At 42.3% G+C, this 12567-nt stretch carries 7 protein-coding genes; all 7 read left to right on the forward strand.

From position 1 onward, the window contains the following. The first annotated feature begins 62 nt into the window (after window positions 1-62). The 7 genes from QR40_RS20285 (at window position 63) to QR40_RS20315 (ending at window position 12284) form a co-directional block, all read left to right on the forward strand. On the forward strand, window positions 63-1178 hold the full coding sequence (locus QR40_RS20285) for an ABC transporter substrate-binding protein (RefSeq protein ID WP_044296549.1): 1116 nt from the start codon (window positions 63-65) through the stop codon (window positions 1176-1178). A 128-nt stretch (window positions 1179-1306) separates the two neighbouring features. Next, a complete protein-coding gene (locus QR40_RS20290) occupies window positions 1307-2047 on the forward strand; it encodes an ABC transporter ATP-binding protein (RefSeq protein WP_044296550.1) in 741 nt (246 codons plus the stop codon). Between the two features lie 316 nt (window positions 2048-2363). Next, window positions 2364-4346 (forward strand): excinuclease ABC subunit UvrB, encoded by a 1983-nt coding sequence (uvrB, locus tag QR40_RS20295; RefSeq protein ID WP_044296551.1) that lies wholly within the window; start codon window positions 2364-2366, stop codon window positions 4344-4346. Window position 4347: 1 nt separating this feature from the next. After that, entirely contained in the window at window positions 4348-7197 is a 2850-nt protein-coding gene (gene uvrA / locus QR40_RS20300; protein ID WP_044296552.1) for an excinuclease ABC subunit UvrA, read from the forward strand. Window positions 7198-7443: 246 nt separating this feature from the next. Further along, entirely contained in the window at window positions 7444-8445 is a 1002-nt protein-coding gene (locus tag QR40_RS20305; RefSeq protein ID WP_044296553.1) for an AraC family transcriptional regulator, read from the forward strand. Window positions 8446-8575: 130 nt separating this feature from the next. Next, window positions 8576-11221 carry an alpha-L-rhamnosidase gene (locus tag QR40_RS20310; RefSeq protein WP_044296554.1) on the forward strand — a complete coding sequence of 882 codons (2646 nt, stop codon included), beginning with the start codon at window positions 8576-8578 and terminating at the stop codon, window positions 11219-11221. 142 nt (window positions 11222-11363) lie between these two features. Beyond that, window positions 11364-12284: an ArsR/SmtB family transcription factor gene (locus QR40_RS20315; RefSeq protein WP_027296744.1), complete on the forward strand. Its 921-nt coding sequence runs from the start codon at window positions 11364-11366 to the stop codon at window positions 12282-12284. The last annotated feature ends 283 nt before the right edge of the window (window positions 12285-12567 follow it).

Below are 12567 nucleotides of genomic sequence, written 5' to 3' on the forward strand. Positions count from 1 at the left end.
AACAGTGAATGTAATTCGATTAGTGAATATATTTGAAACAGAGAATTTAGAGGAGAATACAAATGAAAAAGAATTTATTGGCGGTTACGTTAAGCCTGACTATGGTTATGGCTCTGGCAGGCTGCGGAACCAGTGCGTCAAAAGGAGAAATAACCGGTGCATCCGGTGATACACAAGCTGTAGAGACAGAAAATCCTGCAGCACAAAAGGACAGTACGGCAGAAGACGGCGGAGAAGCGCAGTCAGAGAGCCAGGCAAAAACAGCAGGAGAAAAGACAAAGCTCACATTTGTACTGGACTGGACACCAAATACCAACCATACCGGACTCTATGTAGCTCAGGAAAAGGGATATTTTGAGGAAGCCGGTCTGGAAGTTGAGATTGTACAGCCTCCGGAAGATGGTGCTACGGCACTTGTTGCTTCCGGAAAAGCACAGTTTGGCGTGGATTTCCAGGATTCGCTGGCTCCTGCATTTGCAAGGGAAGATCCGCTTCCGGTAACGGCAGTTGCAGCTGTGATCCAGCATAATACATCCGGAATTATTTCCAGAAAAGGGGAAGGCATGGACGCACCCAAAGGGATGGAAGACCATGTTTATGCTACCTGGGATCTACCGGTAGAAAAAGCGATGATTGCAAATGTAGTAGAGCAGGATGGCGGTGATTTCAGTAAAGTGAAACTGATTCCAAGCACAGTAACAGATGAAGTGACTGCTCTGAAATCAAAACAGGTGGATGCTATATGGGTATATTATGCGTGGGGTGGTATTGCTACAGAGGTAAATGACCTGCCAACAGATTATTTCGCATTTAAGGATATCAACCCGGTATTTGATTATTATACCCCTGTTATTGTAGCCAATAATGATTTTCTGAAAGATAATACGGATGCAGCAAAGGCATTTATGTCGGCTCTGGCAAAGGGATATGAGGATGCCATTAAGGACCCGGCTGGTGCGGCGGATATTCTCTGCAAGGCAGCACCGGAATTGGACAGCAAACTGGTTCAGGCGAGCCAGGAATATTTAAAGGACCAATATCAGTCGGATGCAAAGAGCTGGGGATATATCGATGCGGCAAGATGGGATGGGTTTTATGGCTGGCTTAATGAAAACAAGCTGGCAGATAAAGAAATTCCTGCAGGATACGGTTTTTCCAACGAGTATTTACCACAATAAGCAGCACGATTCAGGGGGACAAGTGTGAAAGAAAATCGCTTTCACACTGCTGATTAAGATATAGCACAGCTTTCACACTGCTGATTAAGGAATAGCACAAGCCAGCTTGCACGATTCAGGGGGACAAAATGATAAAATTAGCGGCAAACCATATATCAAAGGCATTTGAAGATAAACAGATATTATCAGATGTATCAATAGAGGTAAGTGAAGGGGAACTGGTCTGCCTTCTGGGGGTCAGCGGTGTGGGAAAGACCACACTCTTTAACGTTATTTCAGGGCTGGCTTCACCGGATGGCGGAGAAATTTTACTGGATGGAAAAAATATTACCGGACAGGCTGGGTACATCAGCTATATGCTTCAGAGAGACCTGCTGCTTCCGTACCGGACAATCGAAGATAATGTGGCGCTCCCCCTTCTGGTAAAAGGTATCGGTAAAAAAGCGGCGAGAGAAAAAGTATCTTCCTATTTTAAAGAATTTGGATTGGAAGGAACAGAGAAAAAATATCCCAGCCAGCTATCCGGTGGAATGAGGCAGAGAGCGGCGCTGCTAAGGACCTATATGTTTTCTCAGGGAGTGGCACTTCTGGACGAACCGTTCAGTGCCCTGGACACGATTACAAAAGGTGCAATGCATAAATGGTATCTGGATGTCATGGAACATATCCGGCTGTCAACCATATTTATCACCCATGATATAGACGAGGCCATTATCCTGTCGGACCGCATTTATTTATTAACCGGGCAGCCAGGGCAGATTACAAAAGAAATCCGGATACAGGAGCCAAAGCCCCGAAGGGCTGATTTCAACCTGACAGATACATTTCTGGATTATAAGCGGGAGATTATAAAAGCGTTAGAACAATAAGAAAAGCTGTTATATGAAGGGAGACCTTGATATAATGGCTTTTTTTAGGAATGAGAAATATTGTAAAAAAGCAAACAAATGTTTGAAAAATAGTGTGGGCTGTGGTATACTAGGACACAGTTAATAATGATGAAAAAAGAATCTGAAGTTTTTGCAGAAAGCGAATTTGAATAATATCGGATTTTGCAGGACAAAGAGTATGTGAGCAATTATGATGGATTATTGTTGGAAAGCAGTGAAGGATTAGCGTAACCTGCAAAAGACAGACATTCTTTGAACCTATACTTTTTCGGTCACCACGGAGGTAAAATACATTATGGAGTTCAAATTACAATCAGAATATCAGCCCACCGGCGACCAGCCGCAGGCTATAGCCGAGTTGGTTCAGGGCTTTAAAGAAGGCAACCAATTTGAAACGTTACTTGGAGTCACAGGTTCCGGTAAGACCTTTACGATGGCAAACGTCATCCAGCAACTACAAAAACCAACCCTGATTATCGCACATAATAAAACCCTTGCTGCCCAGCTTTACGGTGAGTTTAAGGAGTTCTTTCCGGAGAATGCGGTGGAGTATTTTGTGTCCTATTACGATTACTACCAGCCGGAAGCCTACGTCCCTTCATCGGACACCTATATAGCGAAGGATTCATCCATAAACGATGAAATAGATAAGCTTCGGCTTTCAGCGACCACATCCCTGGCAGAGAGAGATGATGTTATCATCATATCCAGTGTTTCCTGCATTTATGGATTGGGAAGCCCGGTGGACTATAAGGAGATGGTAATCTCACTGCGCCCGGGAATGGAAAAAGACCGTGACGAAGTGGTTCATAAGCTGATTGACATTCAGTATGACCGGAATGATATGGACTTTAAGCGTGGTACCTTCCGGGTAAGAGGGGATGTACTTGAAATATTTCCGGCAGATTCCAGTGATACGGCTGTAAGAGTGGAGTTCTTTGGAGATGAGGTTGACCGTATCGTAGAAATCGATGTATTAACGGGTGAGATTAAAAGTTCATTGGAGCACATTGCCATTTTCCCGGCGTCCCACTATGTTGTTCCCATGGAGAAAATACTGGAAGCAGCAGCCAATATTGAAGAAGAGCTGAAGGAACGAGTGGCATATTTCAAAAGTGAAGACAAGCTGCTGGAGGCTCAGAGAATTTCCGAGAGAACGAATTTTGATATAGAGATGATGAAGGAAACCGGATTCTGTTCCGGTATTGAAAATTATTCCAGACATTTATCGGGATTAGAGCCGGGAGCTACCCCTCATACACTGATTGATTATTTCCCGGATGATTTTCTGATGATTATAGATGAGTCTCATAAGACGGTACCCCAGATTCGGGGAATGTATGCAGGTGACCAGTCCAGAAAGAGTACCTTGGTTGATTATGGATTCCGGCTGCCCTCTGCAAAAGACAACAGACCATTGAACTTTGAAGAGTTTGAAAACAAAATTGATCAGATTATGTTTGTCTCTGCAACACCGGGAGATTATGAAGAACAGCATGAACTGCTGCGAGCACAGCAGATTATCCGGCCGACGGGACTTTTGGATCCCCAGGTTGAAGTTCGCCCGGTAGAAGGCCAGATCGATGATCTGGTTGGAGAAGTAAATAAAGAAGTAGATAAAGGCAATAAGATTCTGATTACAACCCTTACTAAGCGCATGGCTGAAGATTTGACAGATTATATGAGGGAAATTGGAATTAAAGTGAGGTATCTGCATTCGGATATCGATACATTGGAGCGGTCTGAAATTATCCGCGATATGCGTTTGGGTGTATTTGATGTTCTGGTTGGAATTAACCTGTTAAGAGAAGGCCTGGATATTCCGGAGATTACCCTTGTTGCAATTCTGGATGCGGATAAAGAAGGTTTCCTGCGTTCCGCTACCAGTCTGATACAGACAATAGGACGTGCGGCCAGAAACTCAGACGGGCATGTTATCATGTATGCAGATGTGATAACGGATTCTATGAGACTGGCAATTGGCGAGACACAGAGAAGGCGTGCCGTGCAGGAAGCTTATAACCGGGAGCATGGAATTACCCCTCAGACCATTAAAAAAGCGGTACGTGATATTATCAGTATATCCAAGGCAGTGGCTAAAAATGAAATGGAATTCGAAAAAGATCCGGAATCCATGAGCAGAAAAGAACTGGAAAAACTGGTTGGAGAGGTTCAAAAACAGATGAAGCAGGCAGCGGCAGAATTAAACTTTGAAGCAGCTGCAGATTTACGTGACAAGATGATCACACTAAAGAAACAATTACAGGAGATAGAATAGAATGGCAGTAAAAAATGGTAAGCAGTATATAAAAATAAGAGGAGCTAACGAGCATAATTTAAAGAATGTTACTTTGAATATTCCCAGAAATGAATTTGTGGTTTTGACCGGGCTAAGCGGATCGGGTAAATCTTCCCTGGCATTTGATACTATTTATGCAGAAGGGCAGAGACGATATATGGAGTCTCTGTCATCCTATGCAAGACAGTTCCTGGGACAGATGGAAAAACCTGAAGTAGAGAGTATTGAAGGTCTTCCGCCGGCGATTTCCATTGATCAGAAATCAACGAACAGAAACCCCAGATCCACAGTTGGAACGGTTACGGAAATTTATGACTACTTCCGTCTGCTGTATGCCAGAATTGGTATCCCACACTGTCCGAAGTGCGGGAAAGAGATCGCGAAGCAGACGGTGGACCAGATGGTGGATCAGATCATGGCCTTGCCGGAAAAATCAAAGATTCAGCTTCTTGCACCGGTAATCCGGGGCAGAAAAGGCGAGCATACGAAACTGTTTGAGCAGGCAAAGCGCAGTGGCTATGTCCGTGTCCGTGTAGATGGGAATATGTATGAGTTATCTGAAGAAATAAAACTGGATAAAAATAAAAAGCATAATATCGAAATTGTTGTAGACCGTCTTGTTATAAAAGAAGGGATACAGAAAAGGCTGACAGATTCCCTGGAAAATGTATTGAATCTGGCAGAAGGACTGGTTCTGGTAGATGTCCAGGATGGAGAACCGGTGCGGTTCAGCCAGAGTTTTTCCTGCCCGGACTGCGGTATCAGTGTTGATGAGATCGAGCCCCGAAGCTTTTCTTTTAACAATCCTTTCGGTGCATGTCCGGATTGTTATGGATTGGGATACAAGATGGAGTTTGATGAAGAACTGATGATTCCGGATAAGTCACTGAGTATTGCGGACGGAGCGATTACGGTAATGGGCTGGCAGTCTTGTACTGATAAAGGCAGTTATACCAGAGCGATTCTGGATGCACTGGCAAAAGAGTATAAATTTGATTTGAATATGCCGTATCAGGATCTGCCGGAAAATATCCGCCATATGCTAATTCATGGGACAAATGGAAAAGAAGTGAAAGTATATTACCGCGGACAGCGTGGAGAAGGTGTCTATGATGTTGCGTTTGAAGGGCTGATCCGTAATGTGGAACGCCGCTACCGGGAAACAGGTTCCGATTCCATGAAACAGGAATATGAAGCATTTATGAGAGTAACACCTTGTAAGACCTGTGGAGGACAGCGACTGAAAAAGGAAGCCCTGGCGGTTACAATTAACGATACCAATATTTTTCAGGTGACGGCAATGTCTATACGGAAACTCCAGAAGTTTTTGGATAGTATGGTACTGACAGAACACCAGGAAATGATTGGACATCAAATATTAAAAGAGATTAAAGCAAGAATCGGCTTCCTCATCGATGTTGGACTGGAATATCTGACACTGGCAAGGGCAACCGGAACTTTATCCGGTGGTGAAGCACAGCGTATCCGCCTGGCTACGCAGATCGGGTCAGGTCTTGTAGGGGTTGCGTATATTCTGGATGAGCCAAGTATAGGACTGCATCAGAGGGATAATGATAAGCTGCTGCGTACACTAAATAATTTAAAGGATCTGGGAAATACTCTGATTGTAGTAGAACATGATGAGGACACAATGCTGGCGGCAGATTATATCGTGGATATTGGACCGGGGGCAGGAGAACACGGCGGTGAGGTCGTGGCTGAAGGAACGGCAAAACAGATTATGAAAAATAAAAAATCTGTGACAGGTGCATATCTCAGCGGAAGAATTAAGATTCCGGTTCCGGAAATAAGAAAAGAGCCGGCAGGATTTATTAAAGTCGTGGGTGCAGCACAGAATAACCTGAAGAATATAGATGTAGAGATTCCCCTTGGAGTTATGACATGCGTAACCGGTGTATCCGGATCCGGTAAAAGTTCTCTGGTAAATGAGATCTTATATAAGAGGCTTGCAAGGGATTTGAACCGGTCAAGAGTGATACCCGGAAAGCATGTAACTATCGAAGGAATTGATCAGCTGGATAAGGTGATTGATATCGACCAGTCACCAATCGGACGTACTCCAAGATCAAACCCGGCTACTTATACCGGCGTGTTTGACCAGATTCGTGACTTATTTGCATCTACCTCTGATGCAAAAGCGAAAGGATATAAGAAGGGAAGATTTAGTTTTAATGTCAAGGGCGGCCGTTGTGAAGCCTGCAGTGGTGACGGTATCCTGAAAATAGAAATGCATTTTCTTCCCGATGTATATGTACCCTGTGAAGTATGTCAGGGGAAAAGATACAACCGTGAGACGCTGGATGTTAAATATAAAGGTAAGAGTATCTATGATGTCTTGGATATGACCGTGGAAGAAGCTATGACATTCTTCGAACATATTCCATCCATTCGCAGGAAAATAGAGACTCTATACGATGTGGGATTATCCTATATCCGTTTGGGACAGCCGTCAACCACCTTATCAGGTGGAGAGGCCCAGAGAATCAAGCTGGCAACAGAATTGAGTAAGCGTAGTACAGGAAAGACGATATACATTCTGGACGAGCCGACTACAGGTCTTCATTTTGCGGATGTTCATAAATTAATCGAGATATTACAGCGTCTGTCAGAAGGTGGGAATACGGTAGTGGTAATCGAGCATAACCTGGATGTAATTAAAACGGCAGATTATATTATCGACATCGGCCCGGAAGGCGGAGACAAAGGTGGTACCGTTATCGCTAGTGGTACACCGGAAGAAATCGCCCGTAATCCAAAATCTTATACCGGACAGTATGTAGCTAAATACCTGAATTTAGAAGAAGCATAATGGTAAACGGTAAGGGTGAAACAGAACCCGGTATCATCCTGGTTTTCAAGATAAGTTTTCTATATATAAATAATAAGAAAACTTATCTGTGGAATCCGGCATGATACCGGGTTTTTGCTTTAGGTAAAATGAGATTATTTCGGAAGGTATTTGACGAACTTCGATATATTGTTTAGAATGATTACTAAAGTGCGCTTCAGGCACATTCTAAGTTAGAGCTGGATGAGCATCAGATCAGGAGGTAATATGACTCAAGATGAATTAGATATTTTTTTGCGTTCTTTTACGGAACAGGAGAAGGAAAATCTGGTAAAGGGGACAGTGGATTTTGAAAATCCCAGGATTCATAGAGAATATAGTAAATATAGTTCCATGGAAAAGGGAGCATATTTATTTGAAGGGGATTATTTTATGAATCCTTATGAGAATATCGGCGTTAACCGGCAGGACCGTTTTGTGGATATTAAGCCCCATGCCCACAACTATATTGAATTGAATTATGTGTGGTCAGGAACTTGTGTCCAGATGATTGAAGGAAGAAAAGTAGTCAGTCAGGAAGGAGATGTGTGTATCTTCGATACCAGTGTGGTGCATTCCATAGAAAAAGCAGGTGAGAATGACATTATACTGAATATCCTGATGAGAAAAGAATTTTTTGCATCTGCATTTTTGTCACGAATGACCAAACAAGGGATCTTATCCCAGTTTTTGATGGAAGCGGTGACAAGAAATCAGCAGAAAAAGCATTATTTATACTTTCCATCTCATAACAATCCAAAGGTCAGAAAGATCATGGTTGAGATTCTGCTGGAATATTATAATAAAGACCTGGGAGTACAGGAAGTACTTGACAGTTATATGGTCATACTTTTTACAGAACTTTTGAGAACCTACCGGGATGCGTCCAAAGAAAAAGAAAAGGATGTTTCCCACAATGTTCAGATTCTCTCAGTATTATCGTATATAGAAGAAAACTATGAACATTGTACCCTGAGCGGGATGGCGAAATATTTCGGATTTAATGCTGCGTATCTGACCAATCTCCTAAAGGAAAAGACGGGTAGGAGCTTTGTTGAGCATGTTCAGGAACAGCGTTTAAATAAAGCGCTGGTCCTGCTGGAGAATACAGACCTTCCGGTAACGGAAATTGTAACCATGTGCGGATATAACAACATGAACTTTTTTTATAAGAAATTCAGGGCTGCTGTGGGATGCACTCCCGGAGATTACCGGAAAAGCACAACCTAAAAAATGGTCAATAGAAGCATAAAGAACCGTTATTGTACAACCTGCTGTTTTCATGTAATCTATATAATATAAATATGGTAACTGAATGTTGGATGGGCATGGAAACAAATATAAAAATGGAGGTAGTACAATGTTGAAAATAGCAAAGTTAAAAATGAATTACCAGGAAAATCCCGTGGGAGTTACTGAGGTACCACAGTTTGGCTGGATATTAGAAAGTAATAAACGCGGTGTTATGCAGGCGTCTTATGAGCTGCAGATTGCAGCCGATGAAGAATTTGAACATTTGCTTTTTAACAGCGGGAAGATTACAAGCGATGAATCCGCTCACGTGTTTGCAAATGGGTTACAGATAAAATCTTCTGAAAAATATTTTGTACGTGTGAAAGCTTCTGATGCGGATGGAGAATCCAGCGAATGGAGTGAGACAGGATATTTTGTGACGGCGCTGTTCACAAGTGAGGAATGGAAAGCAGAATTCATCTCTGCAGAGACAAAAGAGAATGCAGGTGAGTCCAAAGGGACTTATGTAAGAAGCAGTTTCGGAGTGAAAGGAAAAGTTAAAGCAGCGTATGCATTCACTACTGCCCTGGGATTATATAAATTTTATATTAATGGTCAGAAAGTTGGAACAGATGAATTAACACCGGGCTGGACTTCTTATCTGAAGCATTTAACTTACCAGACATACGACATCACCACGCTTTTGAAAGAAGGAGAAAATGGTGTAGGAGCAATGCTGGGAGCAGGATGGTATAAAGGTAAAATGGGATTTGTGGGCAACCGCAATAATTATGGTGATCAGACAGCATTTTTAGGACAGATCTGTATTACATATGAAGATGGAACCACAGATACAATAGTGACCAATTCTTCCTGGAAGGGATGTAATGCACCGGTTTTGTTTTCCGAGATTTATGATGGAGAGATTTATGATGCCAGAGAGGAAATAGAAGGCTGGGCAGAAGCCGGATTTGCAGCAGAAGGCTTTTGGGATGTAGAAACTGTTTCTTTCAATAAAGAAGTGCTGGAAGCACAGAGTTTCAGCAAAGTAACAGAGGTAGAGCCGGTAGCGGCAAAACGAATTTTTAAAACACCACAGGGTGATACCGTGATTGATTTTGGTCAGAATATGACTGGCTGGATTCATGTAAAGGTAAAAGGAAAAGCCGGAGATAGAGTAGAACTTAACTGCTTTGAAGTATTAGATGCAGCCGGAAATGTCTATCTGGATAACTTAAGAGGGGCAAAAGAGACTCTTACATATATTTGCAAAGATGATCAGGAAGCGGAATACCATCCTAATTTTACATTTATGGGATTCCAGTTTGCGAAGATTGCAGCTTATCCGGGTGAACCTAAAATAGAGGATTTCACTGCATATGCGGTACATTCTGATATGGAACAGACAGGTACCTTTACATGTTCTAATCCGGATATCAACCAGCTTCAGCATAATATTTTATGGGGGTTAAAAGGAAACTTCGTAGATGTGCCTACAGACTGCCCGCAGAGAAATGAAAGACTTGGATGGACCGGAGATGCTCAGATCTTCTGCCGTACTGCAAGTTATCTCATGAACACTTATCATTTCTTTGCAAAATGGCTGAAAGACGTAGCAGCTGATCAGACACCAGAGGGAGGAGTTCCCCATGTAGTACCAGACATTCTTTCCGGTAAAACAGATGGTGACTGGCTGTTAGAACAGGGAAGTCATTCTGCAGCGGCATGGGCTGATGTAGCAGTTATTAACCCATGGACAATGTATCTCACTTATGGAGATAAAAAGATATTAGAAGATCAGTATTCCAGTATGAAAGCATGGATCGGTTTCATGGAAAAACATGCAAAAGACTATATCTGGAATTATAAATTACAGTTTGGTGACTGGGTGGCATTGGATGCACAAGAAGGCAGCTACTTTGGGGCTACCCCGAATGACCTGACCTGTACCGCATACTTTGCATATTCAACCGGATTATTTGTGAAGATTGCCAGGATACTTGGGAACAGCGAAGATGAGAAGCAATACAGTGATCTGTATGAAAAAATAGTGGATAAATTCCAGAGAACTTTCTTTGACAGTGAAGGGAATATGACTGCCCAGACACAGACAGCGCACATTGTAGCCCTGTATTTTAACCTGGTTCCGGAAGCATACCGGGAAAAGACAGTGGAAGGGTTATTGAGATTACTGGATAAAGAAAATGGACATCTGGTTACCGGATTTGTGGGTACACCGTATTTCTGCCATGCTTTAAGCCAGAACGGACATACAAAAGAAGCTTATGAACTGCTGTTAAAAGATGATTTCCCATCCTGGCTGTATCAGGTAAAAATGGGAGCGACTACAGTCTGGGAACACTGGGATGGCATGAAACCGGATGGAACCATGTGGAGCCCGGACATGAACTCCTTTAACCATTATGCTTATGGTGCAATTGGTGAATGGCTGTACCGTGTAGTTGCCGGAATCGAAGCAGACGAAGAAAAAAGTGGATATAAATTCACCACTATATATCCAAGAATTGGCGGCGGACTGGATTATGTGAAAGCAAATTACTGTTCGGTATATGGAGATATAACCTCCCAATGGAATGTTTCCGGCGATGAAGTAACTATGAAAGTACGTATTCCTCATAATACACAGGCTAAGATTTGTCTGGATCAGGCAAAAGAAGTCCTGGACGGGGATGGTCTGGAGTTTGTGGCAGAGAATGGTTTTATGAGCGCAAGTGCAGGATCAGGATGTTATAGTATACGCTTTAGAAAATGATTGTCTCCCTTTCTGAGTTTCACCTGGCAGCTCTCAGCTTCTCATTGAATTTACAGATTGGATGCGGTATAATAATGGAGTTTAAAGGGAAAAATTAAAGCCATTTTAAATGAAATATTACAGCATTTGAGGGGGAGCAGACTTGGCAAAGATATTAGAATTGGATATGACAAGTGAAGAGGAACTTTGCAATGTAGGGAAGGCGCTGTCTTCACCTATTCGGATAGAGATATTAAAACTCTTGTATGAAGAGGGGTTAATTATTGGAGACATTGCAAAGAAACTGGATATTCCTGCGTCAAGTGCGGCGCTGCACTTGAAGATTCTGGAGAAGGCGGGATTGATTAGAATGGAGACGCAGCCGGGAACCCGGGGGTCTACAAAGCTCTGTAACCGAAAAAGAGATTTTATTACGATTGATTTGTCAGCAGTGAATACGGATATTGATGAAATCACAAGCATTGAGATGCCGGTAGGTGCCTATTGCGCGTGCAATGTATCGCCAACCTGTGGATTATACAGCAGATCCGGAGTGATTGGAATGGAAGATGCGGAGTACAGTTTTTATTTGCCGGAAAGGGTAAATGCCCAGCTCTTATGGACATCCTCAGGTTTTGTGGAATATAAGTTTGCAAACGCAGTGCCTAAAAAACGATTACCGAAACGTATCAGCGTTTCTTTAGAAATCTGTTCCGAAGCGCCAAACTACAGAGAGGACTGGAAATCTGATATAACAGTCTGGATTAATGGTACGGAGTGCGGAACCTGGACAAGCCCGGGAGATTTTGGGGCGAGGCGGGGAAGGCTGAATCCTTCCATATGGCCCAATGGTTCTACACAATATGGATTGCTCATGACATGGGAAGTTCGCAAGGATGGGGCATATATCAACGAAGCCAGGGCTTCAGATATCAAAGTAGAGGAATTGAATCTAATGTCTCTGCCGTATATAGATGTAAAAATTGGAAATAAGGAACATACAAAATATGTAGGTGGATTCAATATATTTGGCAGAGGATATGGAGACTTTGAACAGGATATCGTAATGAATATCGAATATTAAAAAGTGTAAACAGTATTTGAAATTAAAATACAGGTAATGGCTGTTTTAAATAAACGGCAAAGAAAGATTGGCTTTTAGGGCTGATCTTTTTTTGTTTACCTGATTACAGACAGAGGGACGTGAAGAATCTGTGCTGCAAAAATAGAACTATGTGAGAAAAATATACATATTATGACATGATTTATGGTGATAAAAAATAATAGAGCAAAATAAATGTGAAATTATACAATTAATGCAAAATACATATTGACAAAAATGGTAAAATAACGTAATATACAAAATA

Source organism: Robinsoniella peoriensis (genome assembly GCF_000797495.1).
GTDB lineage: Bacteria > Bacillota > Clostridia > Lachnospirales > Lachnospiraceae > Robinsoniella > Robinsoniella peoriensis.

Coding starts and splice junctions, on each gene's coding strand:
- QR40_RS20290 (WP_044296550.1), top strand. CDS start 1,307: ATGATAAAATTAGCGGCAAACCATATATCAAAGGCATTTGAAGATAAA.
- QR40_RS20285 (WP_044296549.1), top strand. CDS start 63: ATGAAAAAGAATTTATTGGCGGTTACGTTAAGCCTGACTATGGTTATG.
- uvrB (WP_044296551.1), top strand. CDS start 2,364: ATGGAGTTCAAATTACAATCAGAATATCAGCCCACCGGCGACCAGCCG.
- QR40_RS20310 (WP_044296554.1), top strand. CDS start 8,576: ATGTTGAAAATAGCAAAGTTAAAAATGAATTACCAGGAAAATCCCGTG.
- uvrA (WP_044296552.1), top strand. CDS start 4,348: ATGGCAGTAAAAAATGGTAAGCAGTATATAAAAATAAGAGGAGCTAAC.
- QR40_RS20305 (WP_044296553.1), top strand. CDS start 7,444: ATGACTCAAGATGAATTAGATATTTTTTTGCGTTCTTTTACGGAACAG.